The organism is Paracoccus sp. MC1862 (genome assembly GCF_016617715.1).
Lineage (GTDB): Bacteria > Pseudomonadota > Alphaproteobacteria > Rhodobacterales > Rhodobacteraceae > Paracoccus.
The window spans coordinates 2,261,075-2,280,000 of sequence record NZ_CP067225.1; the positions used below are offsets into that span (position 1 = coordinate 2,261,075).

General features: G+C 65.2%; 12 protein-coding genes, 1 tRNA gene, 2 rRNA genes and 1 pseudogene. 11 read left to right on the forward strand and 5 right to left on the reverse strand.

Annotated elements, in window-relative coordinates; all coding sequences use genetic code 11:
• Positions 1–53 precede the first annotated feature (53 nt).
• Both JGR78_RS11185 and JGR78_RS11190 read right to left on the reverse strand, forming a co-directional pair.
• Positions 54–344 (reverse strand): DNA-binding transcriptional regulator, encoded by a 291-nt coding sequence (locus JGR78_RS11185; protein WP_182793095.1) that lies wholly within the window; start codon positions 342–344, stop codon positions 54–56.
• On the reverse strand, positions 341–682 hold the full coding sequence (locus JGR78_RS11190; RefSeq protein WP_200559306.1) for a type II toxin-antitoxin system RelE/ParE family toxin: 342 nt from the start codon (positions 680–682) through the stop codon (positions 341–343). The genes JGR78_RS11185 and JGR78_RS11190 overlap by 4 nt, the downstream gene beginning before the upstream one ends.
• Before the next feature lie 62 nt (positions 683–744).
• Between JGR78_RS11190 and JGR78_RS11195 the strand changes: the two genes are divergently transcribed.
• The 11 genes and pseudogenes from JGR78_RS11195 (at position 745) to JGR78_RS11245 (ending at position 15,454) form a co-directional block, all read left to right on the forward strand.
• Positions 745–3,201 (forward strand): phage tail tape measure C-terminal domain-containing protein, encoded by a 2,457-nt coding sequence (locus tag JGR78_RS11195; RefSeq protein ID WP_182805853.1) that lies wholly within the window; start codon positions 745–747, stop codon positions 3,199–3,201.
• 9 nt (positions 3,202–3,210) lie between these two features.
• The gene (locus tag JGR78_RS11200; RefSeq protein ID WP_182805856.1) at positions 3,211–3,837 is read left to right on the forward strand and encodes a DUF2460 domain-containing protein; all 627 of its coding nucleotides are present in this window, start codon (positions 3,211–3,213) and stop codon (positions 3,835–3,837) included.
• Complete coding sequence (locus tag JGR78_RS11205; RefSeq protein WP_182805858.1) at positions 3,834–4,718, forward strand: DUF2163 domain-containing protein; 885 nt, start codon at positions 3,834–3,836, stop codon at positions 4,716–4,718. Before JGR78_RS11200 ends, JGR78_RS11205 begins: the two co-directional genes overlap by 4 nt.
• The gene (locus JGR78_RS11210) at positions 4,715–5,158 is read left to right on the forward strand and encodes an NlpC/P60 family protein (RefSeq protein WP_182805861.1); all 444 of its coding nucleotides are present in this window, start codon (positions 4,715–4,717) and stop codon (positions 5,156–5,158) included. The genes JGR78_RS11205 and JGR78_RS11210 overlap by 4 nt, the downstream gene beginning before the upstream one ends.
• A gap of 10 nt (positions 5,159–5,168) precedes the next feature.
• Positions 5,169–9,143: pseudogene (locus tag JGR78_RS11215) on the forward strand (glycoside hydrolase TIM-barrel-like domain-containing protein).
• 8 nt (positions 9,144–9,151) lie between these two features.
• Positions 9,152–10,627 carry a DUF2793 domain-containing protein gene (locus JGR78_RS11220; RefSeq protein WP_182805863.1) on the forward strand — a complete coding sequence of 492 codons (1,476 nt, stop codon included), beginning with the start codon at positions 9,152–9,154 and terminating at the stop codon, positions 10,625–10,627.
• An 11-nt stretch (positions 10,628–10,638) separates the two neighbouring features.
• Positions 10,639–10,947, forward strand: coding sequence for a hypothetical protein (locus tag JGR78_RS11225; protein ID WP_182793103.1), 309 nt, complete (start codon positions 10,639–10,641; stop codon positions 10,945–10,947).
• Between the two features lie 73 nt (positions 10,948–11,020).
• A complete protein-coding gene (locus JGR78_RS11230) occupies positions 11,021–11,695 on the forward strand; it encodes a D-Ala-D-Ala carboxypeptidase family metallohydrolase (RefSeq protein WP_182793104.1) in 675 nt (224 codons plus the stop codon).
• A 150-nt stretch (positions 11,696–11,845) separates the two neighbouring features.
• Positions 11,846–12,091, forward strand: coding sequence for a hypothetical protein (locus JGR78_RS11235; protein WP_182793105.1), 246 nt, complete (start codon positions 11,846–11,848; stop codon positions 12,089–12,091).
• A gap of 338 nt (positions 12,092–12,429) precedes the next feature.
• The gene (locus JGR78_RS11240) at positions 12,430–14,214 is read left to right on the forward strand and encodes a DUF262 domain-containing protein (RefSeq protein ID WP_182793106.1); all 1,785 of its coding nucleotides are present in this window, start codon (positions 12,430–12,432) and stop codon (positions 14,212–14,214) included.
• A gap of 142 nt (positions 14,215–14,356) precedes the next feature.
• Positions 14,357–15,454 carry a Fic family protein gene (locus JGR78_RS11245; protein ID WP_182793107.1) on the forward strand — a complete coding sequence of 366 codons (1,098 nt, stop codon included), beginning with the start codon at positions 14,357–14,359 and terminating at the stop codon, positions 15,452–15,454.
• 135 nt (positions 15,455–15,589) lie between these two features.
• Here the strand turns inward: JGR78_RS11245 and JGR78_RS11250 are convergent.
• The 3 genes from JGR78_RS11250 to JGR78_RS11260 form a co-directional block, all read right to left on the reverse strand.
• Positions 15,590–15,666, reverse strand: a tRNA-Met gene (locus JGR78_RS11250).
• Positions 15,667–15,751: 85 nt separating this feature from the next.
• Positions 15,752–15,866: ribosomal RNA gene (gene rrf / locus JGR78_RS11255) — 5S ribosomal RNA — on the reverse strand.
• Positions 15,867–15,954: 88 nt separating this feature from the next.
• Positions 15,955–18,784 (reverse strand): 23S ribosomal RNA (locus tag JGR78_RS11260).
• Between the last annotated feature and the right edge of the window lie 142 nt (positions 18,785–18,926).

Consider the following 18,926-nt stretch of genomic DNA (forward strand, 5'->3'; position numbering starts at 1 on the left):
GACGCCAAACAGGCGGAAGCAAGGAAACGTCACCATGGCCGGGCCTGACCGGTTCAGCGCACCAGCGTGCGCTGGACGATCTGCGGGTCCTTGTCGATCAGCGCCAGAAGCACCCGCGCGGGTCCTTCTGGGCTGCGCCGCCGCTGCTCCCAGTTCAGGAGTGTGCCCTTCTTCACCCCGATGCTGCGGGCGAATTCGGATTGGGAGAGCCCCGTGCGCGAACGGATCGCCTGCACATCCGGCTCGGGCAGTTCGATCTCGTGCACCGTGCCGGGCCCTTCGCCGCGGGCATGCGCCAGCGCTTCCTTCAGGCCCTTCTCGATGCTCGTGAATGCGTCGCTCATCTCGTCCTCCTGTAGCTTGCGGCCAGGGCCGCGCCCAGCTGCTTCACCGCTTCCGTCTCGGCCGGCGTCAGGTTCGCCTTCTCGTTCTTCGCAAAGACCGTGATCAGGAAGATCGGCGTGTCGTCCTCCGGGCTGAAGAAATGGATCACCCGGTAACCACCGCTCTTGCCGCCACCCTCGCGGGCAAACCGGAACTTCCTGACGCCACCGCCAATGGACACACCGGTCATCGGGTTTCGGGCCACGAAATCGATCAGCTCGAGCCGCTCGGCCTCGGACATGAGGCTGCGCGACCGCCGCTGGAATTCCGGTGTCTCGACGACGGTCACGATGGCCATGCCGCTCATATGTGCGTCAGTGGTGCATAAGTCAATGACGCACGAACCGAGGAACAATCGCCATGGCCGAAAAGCGTGTGTCCGTCCGCCTCGTGGCGGAAGGCGGCCGTCAGGTGCGCGCCGAGCTGGAGGGTGTCGGTGACGCCGGGGCAAAAGGCTTCGGCCGCCTGTCGCGCGAGATGGGACTGGCGAACACCCGGCTGGCCGGTTTCGCACGTCGGACTGGATTGGCACTTTCGGCTGCTGCCGCTGCAGCCACCGCCTCGCTCGGACTGATCGTCCGCTCCACCGCGGAAAGTGCCGCCCAGATCCGGCAGTTCGCGCAGGTCGCCAACACCACGCCCGAGGCGCTGCAGCGCTGGTCGGCCGGCGCCCGCACCGTCGGGGTCGAGCAGGAGAAGCTCGCCGATATCCTGAAGGACGTGAACGACCGGGTCGGAGATTTCCTGCAGACCGGCGGCGGGCCGATGGCCGACTTCTTCGAGAATGTCGCGCCCCGCGTCGGCGTGACGGCAGACCAGTTCGCCCGGCTGTCCGGGCCCGAGGCGCTGCAGCTCTACGTCGACACGCTCGACCGCGCCGGGCTCAGCCAGCAGGAGATGACTTTCTATCTCGAGGCCATGGCATCGGACGCGACGCGGCTGCTGCCGCTGCTGCGCAACGGCGGCGCCGAGATGGCGCGGCTGGGGGACCAGGCTGCCGACCTCGGCGCCGTGCTGGACGGCGACGCGCTGGAGGCGCTGCGGCGCACGCAGGTGGCGCTGGGCACGATGTCACTGGTCTTCGACGGGTTGCGCAACCGCATCGCCGTCGCGGTGGCGCCGGCCGTCGAGGCGCTGGCTTCAGCCTTCGTGGCGCTGGCTTCCGATGGCGGGATCCCGCGGACGGCCATCGATGCGGTGATCGGCAATCTGAGGCGACTGGCGACCTATGCCGCGTCCTTCGCCACCTTCATGGCCGGGCGCTGGGTGGCCGGGATGGCTGCGGCGGCACTCTCTGTCCGCGGCCTCGCCACAGCGTTGGTTGTCCTACGGGGCGCCCTGATCCGCACCGGGATCGGGGCGCTGATCGTCGGCGCGGGCGAGCTGGTCTATCAGTTCTCCCGCTTCGTCGAACGGGTGGGCGGCGTCGGCGAAGCCTTCCGCCTGCTCGGTGATCTGGCCAGGGAAGTCTGGTCGCGCATGGGCCTGTCGCTCGACGCCGCTCTGGCGAGAATGGCCGCAAGCTGGGAGGGTCTGAAGGCGGCGGGGCTTTCGGCCCTCGAGGGAACCATCGCTGGCGTGGTCGGATTCGGCGACCGCACCGCGGCGGTGTTCCACGGCGCCTATGACGCGGCCGTTGCGATCTGGGGCCGGCTTCCCGGTGCCATCGGCGACTTCGCCTTCCAGGCCGCGAACGGGCTGATCAGCGGGATCGAGGCGATGCTGAACGGAGTCGTCAGCCGCATCAATCTCTTCATCACCGCGCTGAACGGAGCGCTGGCGCTTCTGCCCGACTGGGCGGTCGGCGAAGGCGGCGTGAAGATCGGCACCCTCGATCCGGTGGAACTCGGTCGGATCGGAAACCCGTTCGAAGGTGCGGCGACAGCGGCCGGCACTGCGGCAGCCGATGCTTTCTCGGCGGCGCTGGCGCGGACATATGTCGAGCCGCCCGACCTGGGCCTCGGCACCATGGCCGACGATGCCCGGGCCCGGGCGGACGCGTATCGCGAGGCCGCGGGCATGCTCTCCGATGCGGCAGGTCGCCCGCTCGTCAGCTGGCAGGCGCTGAAGGACGCGGTGACCCGGACAGGAACCGAGGCAGAAACGGCCCTCGGGGATGCAGCGTCGTCGGCGGGCGCGCTGACAGCCGGTCTGAATGACACCGCGGCAGCCGCGGATGGCGCCGGGGGTGCGGCGCGGGCCGCCGGGACTGCGGCGGCTGATAGTGCCGAGCCCGCCCTCACCGGTTGGCGCGCGGTCACCGCGGCGCTCGCCGACTATGCCGCCAGGGCCCGCGAGATCGGCGGCGACATCGGTCAGGCACTCATCGGGGCGTTCACCTCGGCCGAAACCGCCATGGGTGACTTCGTAAAGTCGGGCAAGTTCGACTTCCGCGATCTGGTCACCTCAATGATCGCCGATCTGGCGAAGCTGGCCGCGCGCCGCTTCATCCTCGGCCCGATCGCCAATGCGCTCTCCGGCGCGCTGGGCGGCGTGTCCGCGAACATCCTGCACGCCGGCGGCCTCGTCGGCGAGCCGTCGCCCGGCCGGATGGTCCCGGCACTGGCCTTCGCGGGTACCCCGCGCATGCACAACGGCGGCTGGGCCGGACTGCGTCCCGACGAGGTGCCGGCGATCCTGCAGCGCGGCGAGCGGGTGCTCTCGCGGCGCGAAGCTGCAGGGTACGGCAAGTCCGCGGCCGTGCCCACTGTCAACGTCACCATCAACGCCCGCGATGCCGAGAGCTTCCGCCAGTCCCGGACGCAGGTCGCGGCCGACGTCGCCCGTGCCGTGTCGCTCGGGCGCAGAGGAATGTGAGGAACAGCCATGGCGTTTCACGAGGTCCGGTTCCCCGACACCATCAGCCGCGGCGCGCGCGGCGGCCCGGAACGGCGCACCCAGATCGTTGAGCTGGCCTCCGGCGACGAGGAGCGCAATGCCAGCTGGGCCAACTCGCGCCGCCGCTATGACGTCGCCTACGGCATCCGCCGCGCCGACGATCTGGCGGCGGTCGTCGCCTTCTTCGAGGCGCGGAACGGCCGCCTCCACGGCTTCCGGTTCAAGGACTGGGCCGATTACAAGTCCTGCCTTCCGTCACAGCCGCCGCAGCCGACCGACCAGGTCATCGGCACCGGCGACGGCGCGACGACGGCCTTCCATCTGGTCAAGCGCTATACCTCGGGCGGACAGTCCTGGTCGCGGGGGATCACCCGGCCGGTCGCAAGCAGTGTGATCATCGCCCTGAACGGCACCCCGCAGCATGCAGGCTGGGCGGTGGACGCTGCCGCTGGCGGCGTCACCTTCGACGCACCGCCAGCCGCGGGCGTCACCATCACCGCGGGCTTCGAGTTCGACGTGCCGGTGCGCTTCGACACCGATGCGCTCGACGTCACCCTCGACCTCGAGCGGCTCGGCTCCATCACATCCATTCCGCTGCTGGAGATTCGGCGATGAAATCCCTCTCCCCTGCGCTGCAGGCCCATCTCGACGACGGCACGACGACCCTCGCCTGGTGCTGGCGGATCACCCGGGCAGACGGCATCACGCTGGGCTTCACCGATCATGATCGGGCGCTGGCCTTCGCCAGCACCAGCTTCGAGCCGGAAAGCGGATTTGCCGCCTCGGAATTCCGCTCCGGCTCCGATCTCGCCGTCGATGCGCAGGATGCCGCCGGAGTGCTGACCTCGGACCGGATCACCGAGACCGACATTCTCGACGGGTACTGGGACAATGCCGGCGTGGAGCTCTGGCGGGTGAACTGGTCCGACCCGAGCCAGCGGGTGCTGATGCGCCGCAGCGCAGTCGGCCAGATCCGGCGCGGCCGGATGGCCTTCGTGGCCGAGGTGCGGTCGCTGGCGCATGTGCTCGGCCTGACCGTCGGGCGGACGTTTCAGGCGGGGTGTGACGCGGCGCTGGGCGATGCCCGCTGCGGTGTCGATCTCGAAAATCCCGCCTTCAAGGGCACCGGCGCCGTCATCGATCTCCTGCGCGACCGGGCCTTCACCGCCTCGGGGCTCGGCGGCTTCATCCCCGGCTGGTTCACCTTCGGCACGCTAGAATGGACGCGCGGCGCCAACGCGGGACGGCGCACCGAGGTGCTGGGTCACGACGTCCGGGACGGCATCGCGCTGCTGACGCTGCTGGAAGCACCGGTGCGGCCCATTGCCGAGGGTGACGTCTTCACCATTCGCGCGGGTTGCGACAAGCGCATTGAGACCTGCGGCGCTAGGTTCGCCAACACCACCAGCTTCCGCGGCTTCCCGCATATTCCGGGTCAGGACGCCATCCTCCGCTATGCCAGCCAGGACGGCGGCCATGAAGGGGGCGTGTTGTGATCGCAGCTGATCCAGACGACGTCATCGCCGTCGCGCGGTCGTGGCTCGGTACGCCGTATCACGATCAGGCCAGTCTCCGCGGCGTCGGCTGCGACTGCCTCGGGCTGGCCCGCGGCATCTGGCGCGAGGTCGTCGGCCCGGAGCCGTTCCCCATTCCGCCCTACAGCCGCGACTGGGGCAAGGCCGGCCCGCGTGAAGTGCTGGCCGAGGGGGCGCGCCGGATGATGCCGGAGATCGCACCTTCCGAGGCCGGTCCGGGCGCCCTGCTTCTCTTCCGCATGGCGCCCCGTGCCATCGCCAAGCATGTCGGGATCGTCACCGGGCCCGACAGCTTCATCCATTCATACGAGCGGCTCGGCGTGATCGAGGAGCCGCTCACCCCGGTCTGGCGGCGGCGCATCGCCTTCGCCTTCCTGTTCCCGCGCTCCAACAGCATCTGAAAGATCCCACATGGCTACCTTGGTTCTCGCGGCCGCCGGCTCCGCGATCGGCGCCAGCATCGGCGGCACGATCCTCGGCGTCAGCGCGGCGACCATCGGCGGCTTCATTGGCTCGACCATCGGCTCCGCCGTCGACAGCTGGATCGTCTCGTCGCTGGCACCGGCGCAGCGCATCGAGGGCGCGCGGCTCGACAGCCTGCGCATCACCTCCTCGACCGAGGGCACGGTGATCCCCCGACTCTACGGCCGCATGCGGATTGGCGGCAACATCATCTGGGCCACCGATTTCCGCGAGGAAACCAGCACGACCCGTCAGGGCGGCGGCAAAGGCGCCGGGCCGAAGGTCAGGACCACCGAGTACCGCTACTACGCTTCATTCGCGGTGGCGCTATGCGAGGGTCCGATCACCGGCATCGGTCGGGTCTGGGCCGACGGCAAGGTCATGGATAGGACCGGCGTCACCTGGCGCTGGTATCCGGGCGACGAAGCGCAGAGCCCGGACCCGTTCATTGCGGCGAAGATGGGTGCAGGGAGCACCCCCGGCTATCGCGGCACCGCCTATGTGGTCCTCGAGGAACTCGATCTCGGCCCTTACGGCAACCGGCTGCCGCAGATCAGCTTCGAGGTGTTCCGGCCGCTCGCGGATCCCGACACCGCGGAGGGACTGGTGAAAGCGGTGACGCTGATCCCCGCCTCGGGCGAGTTCAGCTATGCGACCGCACCGGTGAAGAAATCGACGGCCCCGGGCGGCGCCACCTCGGCCGAGAACCTGAACGCGATGACAGACACCGCCGACATCGTCGTGGCGCTGGACAGGCTGCAGGCGATGGCACCGGCGGTGGAAAGCGTCAGCCTGGTGGTCGCGTGGTTCGGGGATGATCTGCGGGCCGGAAGCTGCAAGGTGCGGCCCGGGGTCGAGGTTGCTGCGAAGACCACGACGCCATCGGCCTGGTCGGTGAACGGCGTTACGCGTGCCGATGCCTTCCTCGTCAGCCGTGATGCCGAGGACCGGCCCGTCTATGGCGGCACCCCGGCCGACTTCGCGGTGGTGCAGGCGATCCGGGAGATGAAGGCCCGCGGGCTGCGGGTGACCTTCTATCCGTTCCTGCTGATGGACGTGCCGCCGGGCAACACGCTGCCGAACCCGTATTCCGACAATGCTGCGGCGACTGGTCAGCCGACTTTCCCGTGGCGCGGCCGCATCACCTGTTCGCCGGCCGCCGGTCACGAAGGATCGGTCGACAAGACCGGAACAGCCGCCGCGCAGGTTTCCGCGCTGTTCGGCAGCGCGACGCCTGCCAGCTTCAGCGTCTCGGGCGAGAGTGTCAGCTGGCTAGGTGCGCCCGGCAACTGGGGCCTTCGCCGGATGATCCTGCATTACGCGCATCTCTGCAAAGTCGCCGGAGGCGTCGACGCCTTCCTGATCGGGTCGGAGATGCCCGGCCTGACCACGATCCGCAGCAGCGCCAGCACTAATCCCGCCGTGCAAGCCTACCGCGACCTGGCCGCGGATGTCCGGACGATTCTCGGGCCGACCACGAAGCTCGGCTATGCCGCCGACTGGTCGGAGTATTTCGGGCACCATCTGCAGGACGGCAGCGGCGACGTGTTCTTCCACCTCGATCCGCTCTGGGCCGACCCGAACATCGATTTCATCGGCATCGACAACTACATGCCGCTATCGGACTGGCGGGATGGCCTCACACATGCCGAAGCGGCCGAGGGCTGGCCCGCGATCTACGACCGCGCCTATCTGCAGGCGAACATCGCCGGCGGCGAAGGCTTCGACTGGTTCTATGCTTCCGCGGCCGACCACACCGCACAGGTCCGTACGCCGATCACGGACGGTGCCGCCGGCAAACCGTGGGTGTTCCGCTTCAAGGATCTGCGCGCCTGGTGGTCGAACCCGCATTTCAACAGGCTGGGCGGTATTGAGAGCGGGATGCCCACCGCATGGGTGCCGCAGTCGAAGCCGATCTGGTTCACCGAGCTCGGCTGCCCGGCCATCGACCGCGGCACCAATCAGCCGAACGTCTTCTTCGACCCGAAGTCGTCGGAGAGCTTCACCCCGCATTTCTCGCGCGGCTGGCGGGACGATGCGATCCAGCGGGCGTATTTGGAGGCGACGTATCTCTGGTGGGGTAAGCAGGCGAACAACCCGGTCTCGTCGCTCTACGGCGGCCCGATGGTGCACGTGCCCGAATGCGCCGCCTGGACCTGGGACGCCCGGCCCTATCCGTTCTTTCCCGGCCTGACGGATGTCTGGACCGATGGACCGAACTGGCGGCTCGGCCAATGGCTGACCGGGCGGCTCGGCACCGTGTCGCTGGCCGCGCTCGTGCGGCAACTCTGCCTGCGCGCCGGTATGCCGGAAGAGCAGATTGACGTCTCCGGGCTCTGGGGCGCCGTCGAGGGCTATGTCATCGGTGCGCTCGAAAGCCCGCGCGCGTCCATCACCACTCTGGCCCGTCAGTTCGGCTTCGATGCTGTGGAAAGCGAGGGTCGCATCCGCTTCGTGATGCGCGGTTCGATCGCCAGCGCCACCATCACGCCGGACAGCATGGTCGCCTCTGCGTCCGCACAGGGCGAGGTGATGGAGCTGACCCGTGGCCAGGAGACCGAACTGCCGCAGGCCCTGAAATAGCAGGTTGCGCGGGCCGACGAGGATTATGACGCGGCGCAGGTCGAAGCGCGGCGCATCACGGTCGACACGACCCGGATCGCCGCGGAAGCTTTTCCGATGGCGGTGCCACCGGAGGAAGCAGAGCGCCGCTGCCGCCGCGCGCTGATGGAGGCGTGGGTGGGCCGGGAAACCGCCGTCTTCCGCCTGCCGCCCTCGCGGCTGGCGCTGGACCCCGCCGACGTGATCCTCCTCGATCATGATGGCCGCTTGGCCGAGATGCGGCTGGTCTCGGTCGCCGACTCGGACGTGCGTGGCATCGAGGCCGTGCGGCAGGACCGTTTGGTCTACGATCTGCCCTCGGGCGAGCCGCGCCCAGCGTCGCTCTCGACGCCCGTTGTCTTCGGCGCGCCCGATGTCGTCATTCTGGACCTGCCGCAGCTGCGCGAGGATCATCCGGCCCACCGTCCCCTGATCGCCGCTCATGCGAAGCCGTGGCCCGGCGAACTGGCGGTCTACCGCAGCGCCGCCGCGGACGGTTTCGAGCTGCTGACCACCTTCGGCACCCGCGCCAGCATGGGCGTGCTGGCGGCGGATTTCCACGCCGGGCCGGTGTCGCGCTTCGATCTCGGCAATACTTTGGTGGTCGATCTCTATTCCGGCACGCTGGAGAGCGTCACCGACATCACCCTGTTCGGCGGGGCCAATGCACTGGCGGTGGAAACCACGGCCGGTCAATGGGAGATCGTTCAGGCCGGATCGGCCGAGCTGATCGCAGCGGGACGTTACCGTCTGACCCGCCTGCTGCGCGGCCAGCGCGGCACGGAAGGCGCCATCGTCAGTGTGGTCCCGACCGGCGCGAGGGTCGTGGTCCTCAACAGCGCCTTGGCGTCGCTGCCCATCAGCGAGGCGGACCTCGGTCTGCCATGGAACTGGCGGATCGCTCCCGCCTCACGTCCGATCAGCGATGACAGCTTTGTCGCGACCCCCTTCACGCCCGACGGCGCGGGCCTGCGGCCGTTCTCGGTCGTCCATGTCGAACAGCCGTGGCGCACGGCCCGAAGCCCCGGCGATCTGATCATCCGCTGGATGCGCCGCTCGCGCTCGCTCGTCGCTGAAAGCTGGGGCGCGGGCGAGGTTCCACTCGCCGAGGACGTCGAGGCCTATGAGGTGGAAATCCTCGACGGCGCGACCGTGAAACGCCGGCTGAGCACGGCGACGACCAGTGTCCTCTACAGCGCTGCCCAGCAGATCGCCGATCGGGGTGCGCTGCTCGGTTCCGGCGACAGCCTCGACATCCGCATCTGCCAGCTCTCCGCCCTGATCGGGCCGGGTGCCGTGCGCTCCGTCACCCTCAGCTTCTGAAGGCCCTCATGTCCGACCTCACCACCCATCTCCTGCTGCCCTACATACTGGCCGCGCAGGCCCAGAAGCACGTCACCCACAACGAAGCGCTGCGGCTGCTCGACGCCATGATCCAGCTGTCGGTGCTGGACCGGGATCTGACCGCCCCGCCCGTCAGCCTCGCCGATGGGGACCGCCACATCGTGGCCTCGGGGGCGACCGGCCTCTGGGCGGGCTGGGACCTGAATGTCGCCTTTCGGGTCGATGGCGCCTGGATGCGGCTGGTGCCGCGACCGGGATGGCTGGCCTGGATCGCCGACGAACAGGCATTCGTGGTCTGGAACGGCAGCGTCTGGGAGACGGTCGGCATGCCGCAGGATCTCAAGGCCCGGGTCCTCGGCCTCGGCGGCGCCACCGCCGACAGCTACAACCGCCTGTCGGTCAACACGCCGGCGGTGCTGCTCAACAACGACGGCGCGGGGATTGAGGCGACGGTGAACAAGGCGACGCCGGCCAACGATGCCGCCCTCGCCTTCAAGACCGGCTTCTCCGCCCGGGCGCTGTTCGGCCTCCTCGGCAGCGACGATTTCAGCGTGAAGGTCAGCCCGGATGGCAGCAGCTTCATCGAGGCGATCAAGATCGACCGCAGTAGTGGCCACGTGGAGTTGCCGCAGCCCACCATCCTGCCGGGCCTGAGCGCGGCGCCGTCACCGCCGCCAGCGGGGAAGGCGGCCGTTTATGCCCGCAGCCGCGCCGGGGCGCCGTGGATCGACGTCATGCGACCCTCGGGTCGGGATTTCCCGCTGCAGCCGCATTTCGGGGTAAACCGCATCGCCAACTGGTCGCCCTCGACCGGCATCACAATCAACACCGAGGGCCTGCCGATCACCTCAGTCGGCACCGTCTCGACGCCCGGCCTGGCCGCCACAAACCTCGCGACATCCATGCGCCGCTGGCGACTTACTTCTGCCGCCACCGTCGATGCCGCCGCTGACCAGCGATCGGCAGGTTGGGCCTGCTGGCGTGGCAATGGAGCGGGCTTGGGCGGCTGGACTTTCGCCACCCGGTTTTCACTGACGGCGTTGCAGGCAACCGGCATGGGGTTTTTCGGCCTCTACGGATCCACAGCGGCGGTTGCGACGACGCTGACGCTGGCCGCTGTTGTCAACTGCATCGGCATCGGCTTCCAGCGTGGTACCCATGCGAACTGGCAGGTTGTCCGCAACGATGGCACCGGTGCGCCGCCCTTGACCGACATGGGCGCATCCTTCGCCATTGCCACCGGCGGCGTGCTGACCGTCTTCATCGCTGCCCCGCCCAACGGATCCTCGGTCTGGGTTCGGGTGGTCGACGAGGTCTCAGGCGCGGTCTTCGAGCAGGAGATCACCGTCGATCTGCCCGCCAGCACCCAGTTCCTGTCGCCTCGCCTCTATCTCAACACCGGCGCCACCGCCGGCGCCGTCGCCTACGACTGCTCCGGCCTCTACGTCGAAACCGACTATTGAGAGCCTCCGACATGACCGACGAACCCACCCTTCTCGAGGGCGCTGCGCAGTCATTTCGCGACCACGGTCTGACCGCCGCCGTCACAGCGCTGATCGGCGGCAGCTTGGCCATCGCCGCCTCCGTCACGCGCAAAGCGTTCACCAATGAGGCGATGCTGGAGCGCCTCGACCGCGAACTCAGTCTCGAGCGCGAGCGGATCGACAAGCTGCGCGCCGAGGATCGCAAGGCCGACGCTGACAGGCTGGAACGGATCGAGACCGACATCCGCGCCATGCGCGACCTGATGTTCGGAGCCTTCCAGCGTGGCCGCACCGACTGACCGACTTCCCACACCGTCAAACCTGCCATCCACCCCCGCCGAGAAGCGGGGTTTTGCATTTCTGGAGAATGACATGCCGACCACGACTTATGCCCGTTTCCGCGACGTGCCCGAAACCGCCTGGCGCTGGCCCAGCTTCTCGCCCGCCGAGATCGCCTGCCGCGGCACCGGCGCGATCAGGATCAATTCCGAGGCGATGGACAGGCTGCAGTCCTTGCGCAATCGCCTCGGCAAGCCGCTGATCGTGCGCTCGGGTTATCGTAGTCCCAGCCACAACCGCGCAGTCGGCGGGGCCCCGGCCTCAAAGCACATGCAGGGCACGGCCTTCGACATCGCGATGGCAAACCACGATCCGGTGGCTTTCGAAGCAGCGGCGCGCGCCGTTGGCTTCCTCGGCTTCGGCACCTATCCCCGCTCGGGCTTCATGCACATCGACCTCGGCCCTGCCCGCAGCTGGGGCGAGCCGTTCCCGGCGCGCCCCGTGCCCTTCGCGCCAGAGGTGCCGCCCACCCGCGAAATTCTGGCCGACAGCCGCACTCTGAAAGGTGGCGGGGCGGCCGGGCTGGCCACCGCCGGTGCCGCCGGTGTTGAGGTCGCGCAAGAGGTCCTGGTCGAAACCCAATCCGCCATCGTCCCGCTGGTGCCTTACCTCGACACCCTGCGGTGGGTTTTCATCGCCGTGGCGCTGATCGGCATCGCCGTCACCATCCACGCGCGGCTCGATGACTGGAAACGGGGCCAGCGGTGATCGGCTGGCTCCTCACCCATGGCCGGGTGCTCAAGGCGCCGGGCCTCATCCTTACCGCCGCAGCGATCCTGCTGTTGTTGCTGAACCTCCGCCGTGCGGGCGAACGCGCTGGGCGCGTCGCCGAACGCCTCGACGCCAGAGAGAGAAACGATGCCGTCCACCGCCAAATGCTCGCTGCTGCCGTCCGGCGCCCTGCTGATCGCGATGCTTTGGCTGACCGGCTGCGGGATGGCCGGTTCTGAGAGGATCGCGCCCTGCCCGCCCGTCGTCGACTACACCGCCGCCGATCAGGCACGCGCGGCCGACGGGGTCGAGGCCCTTCCGGACGGGAGCGTGATCATCCGCATGTTCAGCGACTACGCCGTCCTGCGCGACCAGGCGCGGGTGTGCAGGTAGAAACCGGGCCCGGCAGCAGCACTGCGGGAAGCGCCAGACGCCTCGACCGCGGCGCAGCGCCCGGCCCGGTTCATGGATTCACGCTGTCAACGAGCGGCAGGGATTCGCTGCAGGGGGATGATGACACGGCGGGGCGGCGTCTGTCGCGTCTGGCGATAGGCACAATTGTGCACTTCGATTGAACGCCGCCACCGTCCATCTGGCGGGCGACCCTTGCGCCGCAGCGCGCTGCGGGAAGACCGGTTTCCCGATTTCGGCACCAGCACGGCAACTTGGGCCTAGAAGAGTTCCTCCGATTTTGCGAGGTGTCATCTGTACGATCATGAGGGAGAGGCTGCATGGTTATTCAAAGAATTCAGAGCGAAGACTGCTCGGTCGCCAGCCTCTTTCAGTCCTTCTACGCCGTCCCTGACTATCAGCGCGAGTATGTCTGGGATACGGACCAGGTCGAACAGCTTCTGAAAGACGTTCGCGAAGAGATGGGCGATGGTGCCGCTCAGGATGCACCGGAATACTTCATCGGTAGCATCGTTGTCTGCCCGGGCCGAGACGGCGTGCTCGACCTAATCGACGGCCAGCAGCGCATGACGACCCTCTACATCACACTTTGCGCGCTCCGCGACCGGCTGGCAGAACTTGGTGCGCCACCTTCGTCCGTGTTGAACGCCCAGATTGCCGATGCGGCGGTAGACGTTTCGGGCGAAGAACGTCGGCGATACCGGCTGGACCTGCAGTACGAAGACAGTGGCGACGCGCTGACACGCCTTGCCGATGGAAACGCCATCGACCAGGCTTGGACCCAGTCGATGCGAAATATGCAGAACGCCCATCATGTTGTTACCCGGTTCCTCATCTCGGAATTCGGCCAGGACGTCGCAGCGGTTCGCAAGTTCTACGGCTATCTCACCAACAAGGTGAAATTGATCCGCATCCAAACCGAGGACGTGGCGAAAGCGTTGAAGATATTCGAGACGATCAACGACCGCGGTGTCGGCCTGAACTCGATGGACCTGCTGAAGAACCTCCTGTTCATGAAGACGCCCAAGGGCGAGTTCGACCGGCTCAAGGACACTTGGAAAGAGTTGCAGGACACGATCTTCCGCATGGGCGAAAAACCCCTGCGCTTTCTGCGCTACTTCATCTTTAGCCGCTACGACGTCGAACTTCTGCGCGAAGACGAGATCTATGGCTGGTTCTCGAAGAACGACGGACTGGTCGGTTACGGTCGCGATCCCATCGGCTTCGCCAAGGAGCTCGTCGCGGCGGCTCGGGCCTACGAGTGCTTCCGTGAAGGCAAGAACGAGAAGGGTGATCGCAACCGGTTCCTCGACAACATTCGGCTACTCGGGGGCCAGGCAGCGCGGCAGCATCTGATCCTGCTGCTGGCGGGGCGCCATCTTGGTCCAGCACTGTTCGACCGGCTGGCGGCCGAGGTCGAGAACCTCTTCTTCTGTTACGTCATCACGCGTGAGCCGACGCGTGACTTCGAGCGCAACTTTGCGAAATGGGCGACGGAGCTTCGGGCCATCAAGAGCGAGGAAGAACTGGACGCCTTTATCGTGGCTCGGTTCGACAAGGCGAAAGCGGACCTTTCGAACCGATTCGATGACGCGGTGGGGCGTCTCGCGCTCCGCAGCCTGCAGCTCTACCGCTTCCAGTACGTCCTCGCCAAGCTGACCCAGCAGGTTGACTTGTTGGCCTATGGCGAAACCGAGGGCACGAGGTGGCTCACCAATTATGTCAGCGGCGGGTATGAGGTCGAACATATCTTCCCGCAGATCCCGAGTGCCGAAGCTGCCGCAGAGTTCGGACCGATCAGCGACCCGGAGGTTGTACAGAGATTGGGCAACCTCGTCCTCGTCGAGAAATCTATCAACACCTCTCTCGGCAATCGGCCCTACAGCAAGAAGCGGCCAGTGTATCAGCAGTCCAAGCTGCTGTTGACGCGGGCGTTGAGCGAACGGCCAAAGGTGGGCGCAAATACCCGCATCGACAAGGCTGCCGCTTCCATCGTGCCTTACGCCTCTTGGAACGAGGCATCCCTGCATGAACGGCAGCGTTCCCTTGTGACGCTTTCCAGAGCCGTCTGGGGCCTTTCGGAGCAGGCCGGCCCAACCGCCTGACTTGGATCCGTAGACTGGCACATGGCTGAATCTCGGCTCCTGCGGAGAATAGGCCCTCTTTACTCCGCATTTTCTGCGGCGTTCTTCCTTGCGCTTGCGGAGAATGCCCCGCATAATCGACGCGCATAGTGCGGAGATTGTAGTGTACATCTGGGAGCAGCCGGACTGGCCAAAGCTGACCTGGCAGGACGCGACCATCGCAGCCCCGCTGGCGGCGGTGCGCCATGACCAAGGCCGTCTGATCGGCCGCATGGAGGCGCTGGGCTTCAAGCTGCGCGAAGAGGCCGTGCTGCAGACCCTGACTCAGGATGTCGTCAAGACGAGCGAGATCGAGGGGGAGCAGCTGGATGCCTCGCAGGTCCGTTCCTCGCTTGCCCGGCGCCTCGGGATTGACATCGGCGCCCTGCCCCCGACAGACCGCAACGTCGAAGGGATCGTCGAGGTGATGCTGGACGCGACCCGGAACTATGAAGCCCTCCTGACCACCGAGCGCCTGTTTGCCTGGCACGCCGCCCTGTTCCCAACGGGGCGCAGCGGCATGACGCGCATCAGGGTCGGGAACTGGCGCGACGACAGCATGGGCCCGATGCAGGTGGTGTCAGGGCCGTATGGCCGGGAACGCGTGCATTTCGCGGCACCACCGGCCACTGAGGTCGCGGCCGAGATGGACACCTTTCTCGCCTGGTTCAACGCGCCCCTGACAACCGATCCAGTGATCAAGGCTGCGCTGGCGCATTTGTGGTTCGTGACCATCCACCCGTTCGAGGATGGGAATGGCCGCCTCGCCCGCGCCATCGCCGATCTGGCCCTCGCTCGGTCGGAGCGCAGCCCACAGCGGTTCTACAGCATGTCGGCGCAGATCAGGCTGGAACGGAACGCCTATTACGATCAGCTGGAACGGACCCAGAAGGGCGGCACGGACGTCACTCCATGGATCCTGTGGTTCCTCGATTGCCTCGGCCGCGCAATCCATGGAGCGGATGGCGTCTTGGCGGCCGTGATCGCCAAGGCGCAGTTCTGGGAACGGGCCGGGGCGCTGGCGCTGAACGAACGCCAGATCAAGGTACTCAACCGTCTGCTCGACGGCTTCGAGGGCAAGATGACATCGTCGAAGTGGGCCACGATTGCCAAGTGTTCGCAGGACACGGCGAACCGGGACATCGCTGCACTGATCGACCTCGGTCTGCTGCGGAAGGGGGAAGGTGGAGGCCGCAGCACGCATTACGAGATGGTGCTGTGAGGGCCCCTGGCCACGATCAAGGCTCCCCGCTGTCGGGGGCCTCGTCGAACGTTGATGTGGCGTTGATGTGGATTGCGGACATGCGAAAGCCCCGCTTTGAGGCGGGGCGTAAGCTGCTGACATATTGTATAAATTTGGTTGCGGGGACAGGATTTGAACCTGTGACCTTCAGGTTATGAGCCTGACGAGCTACCGGGCTGCTCTACCCCGCGTCCGTGCTGCCTGTGGCAGCGTCCCCGCTGGTGGTAAGGTGCGGGGTTGGTTTATCGTATCAGAGGGATGTGCGTTTCTTTCCAGGTCTGGCGGTGACCTACTCTCCCACGTCTTGAGACGCAGTACCATTGGCGCGACGGCGCTTAACGGCCGAGTTCGGGATGGGATCGGGTGTTTCGCTCGTGCTGTAGCCACCAGACCGGGGAAGAAACGCTCAGCGTTGCGGCTTTCGCCACGTGTTGTCCAAGTGATGCTGAGGAAGAAGGCAGATCTGTCTTCTTCCGGATCAAATCAAGCCAATCGAGCCATTAGTACCGGTCAGCTGAGCACATTGCTGCGCGTACACCTCCGGCCTATCGACGTGGTGGTCTTCCACGGCTCTCAAGGATACCTTGTTTTGAGGGGGGCTTCACGCTTAGATGCCTTCAGCGTTTATCCTGTCCGTTCATAGCTACCCTGCACTGCCGTTGGCACGACAACAGGTCCACCAGTGGAACGTTCACCCCGGTCCTCTCGTACTAGGGGCAACTCCTCTCAAGTATCCTACACCCACGGCAGATAGGGACCGAACTGTCTCACGACGTTCTAAACCCAGCTCACGTACCTCTTTAAACGGCGAACAGCCGTACCCTTGGGACCTGCTCCAGCCCCAGGATGAGATGAGCCGACATCGAGGTGCCAAACGATGCCGTCGATATGGACTCTTGGGCATCATCAGCCTGTTATCCCCAGCGTACCTTTTATCCGTTGAGCGATGGCCCTTCCACTCGGGACCACCGGATCACTATGGCCGTCTTTCGACTCTGCTCGACGTGTCAGTCTTGCAGTCAGGCTGGCTTCTGCCATTGCACTCAACGAGCGATTTCCGACCGCTCTGAGCCAACCTTCGCGCGCCTCCGTTACTCTTTGGGAGGCGACCGCCCCAGTCAAACTACCCACCACGCAGGGTCCCGGATCCGGATAACGGACCGCGGTTAGACATCAAGAGTGCGAAGGGTGGTATCTCAAGGGTGGCTCCACGGGAACTGGCGTCCCCGCTTCAAAGCCTACCACCTATCCTGCACATCTCAATCCTGATGCCAGTGCGAAGCTGTAGTAAAGGTGCATGGGTCTTTCCGTCTAACCGCGGGAAGCCCGCATCTTCACGGGCAATTCAATTTCGCTGAGTCCACGTTTGAGACAGCGGGGAGATCGTTACGCCATTCGTGCAGGTCGGAACTTACCCGACAAGGAATTTCGCTACCTTAGGACCGTTATAGTTACGGCCGCCGTTTACCGGGGCTTCAGTTCGGAGCTTGCACCCCTCCCTTTAACCTTCCGGCACCGGGCAGGCGTCAGACTGTATACGTCGCCTTGCGGCTTCGCACAGCCCTGTGTTTTAAGTAAACAGTCGCCACCCCCTGGTTTGTGCCCCCCGCCAACGCTTGCGCGCCAACGGGGCCTCCTTCTCGCGAACTTACGGAGGTATTTTGCCGAGTTCCTTAAACGTGGTTCTCTCAAGCGCCTTGGTATTCTCTACCAGTCCACCTGTGTCGGTTTCGGGTACGGTCTCATGGAGGGCTATTTCCAGGGACCCCGCAGCTGCCCGATCAATCCAGTAAGATCGAACAACCTCAAGGATCCGTCACCATCTCCTGGCCCAGGAATATTAACCTGGTTCCCATCGACTACGCCTTTCGGCCTCGCCTTAGGGGCCGGCTTACCCTGCTCAGATTAGCTTTAAGCAGGAACCCTTGGACTTTCGGCGACAGGGTCTCTCACCCTGTTTGTCGCTACTCATGTCAACATTCTCGCTTCTGATCACTCCACCGGATGCCTTACAGCCCGGCTTCACAGTCAGAACATTGCCTCCGTTGCATCTGAGGACGCAAAAGAGGCAGCGTTCCATATCACAGAACGCTCCGCTACCGCGTGCATTGCTGCACACCCAAAGCTTCGGCTCGTGGCTTGAGCCCCGTTACATCTTCGCCGCAAGACCTCTTGATTAGACCAGTGAGCTGTTACGCTATCTTTAAAGGATGGCTGCTTCTAAGCCAACCTCCTGGTTGTTTTGGAAGTCTCACATGCTTTCCCACTTAGCCACGAATTGGGGGCCTTAGCTGTTGGTCAGGGTTGTTTCCCTCTCCACGACGGACGTTAGCACCCGCCGTGTGTCTCCCGGATAGTACTCCACGGTATTCGGAGTTTGCTTAGACTCAGTAAGGCTGTGGGCCCCCATCATCCATGCAGTGCTCTACCCCCGTGGGTATTCATCCGAGGCGCTACCTAAATAGCTTTCGCGGAGAACCAGCTATCTCCAGATTTGATTGGCCTTTCACCCCTAGCCACACGTCATCCGGACCCTTTTCAACGGGTGTCGGTTCGGACCTCCAGTTGGTGTTACCCAACCTTCATCCTGCACATGGCTAGATCATCTGGTTTCGGGTCTGATCCGTCTGACTCATTCGCCCTTTTAAGACTCGCTTTCGCTGCGCCTCCACCTAACGGCTTAAGCTTGCCAGACAGACCAAGTCGTTGACCCATTATACAAAAGGTACGCCGTCAGGGCTCAAGGCCCCTCCGACTGCTTGTAGGCGTCCGGTTTCAGAAACTGTTTCACTCCCCTCGTCGGGGTGCTTTTCACCTTTCCCTCACGGTACTGGTTCGCTATCGGTCAGCAAGGAGTACTTAGCCTTCGAGGGTGGTCCCCCGATCTTCAGACAGGATTTCACGTGTCCCGCCCTACTTAATGCGTCCGATCAACCTTCCCATACGGGGCTGTCACCCGCTCTGGCTGGCCTTTCCAGGCCATTCTGGTCAGTCTCACGGCTCGGCTGGTCCCCGTTCGCTCGCCGCTACTAAGGGAGTATCTGTTGATTTCCTTTCCTCCGGGTACTTAGATGTTTCAGTTCCCCGGGTTTGCTTCTAAAACCCTATGTATTCAGGTTGAAGATACCTGGTTAACCCGGTTATTGACACCGAATGGTGACAATAACCGGATTTCAGGTGGGTTTCCCCATTCGGAGATCTCTGGATCAAAGCCTATTCCCGGCTCCCCAAAGCTTATCGCAGGGTATCGCGTCCTTCATCGCCTCTTGCTGCCAAGGCATCCACCAAACGCCCTTTTCGCGCTTGATTTGACCCGGAAGAAGAAAGACCCGCATCCCTGCGGCGTCCGGCCTGTCCTTCGGCGGGACAAGCCAACTTCTTTCCAGATCAGCATGCAACTATTCCCGCCTTTCCCCGAAGAGAAAGACTTGGTTAGTGTACTTGACTTGGA

Bases quoted from the DNA above. Each gene is read 5' to 3' on its own strand.
- JGR78_RS11185 (WP_182793095.1), bottom strand. From the start codon at position 344: ATGAGCGACGCATTCACGAGCATCGAGAAGGGCCTGAAGGAAGCGCTG.
- JGR78_RS11190 (WP_200559306.1), bottom strand. From the start codon at position 682: ATGGCCATCGTGACCGTCGTCGAGACACCGGAATTCCAGCGGCGGTCG.
- JGR78_RS11195 (WP_182805853.1), top strand. From the start codon at position 745: ATGGCCGAAAAGCGTGTGTCCGTCCGCCTCGTGGCGGAAGGCGGCCGT.
- JGR78_RS11200 (WP_182805856.1), top strand. From the start codon at position 3,211: ATGGCGTTTCACGAGGTCCGGTTCCCCGACACCATCAGCCGCGGCGCG.
- JGR78_RS11205 (WP_182805858.1), top strand. From the start codon at position 3,834: ATGAAATCCCTCTCCCCTGCGCTGCAGGCCCATCTCGACGACGGCACG.
- JGR78_RS11220 (WP_182805863.1), top strand. From the start codon at position 9,152: ATGTCCGACCTCACCACCCATCTCCTGCTGCCCTACATACTGGCCGCG.
- JGR78_RS11225 (WP_182793103.1), top strand. From the start codon at position 10,639: ATGACCGACGAACCCACCCTTCTCGAGGGCGCTGCGCAGTCATTTCGC.
- JGR78_RS11230 (WP_182793104.1), top strand. From the start codon at position 11,021: ATGCCGACCACGACTTATGCCCGTTTCCGCGACGTGCCCGAAACCGCC.
- JGR78_RS11235 (WP_182793105.1), top strand. From the start codon at position 11,846: ATGCCGTCCACCGCCAAATGCTCGCTGCTGCCGTCCGGCGCCCTGCTG.
- JGR78_RS11240 (WP_182793106.1), top strand. From the start codon at position 12,430: ATGGTTATTCAAAGAATTCAGAGCGAAGACTGCTCGGTCGCCAGCCTC.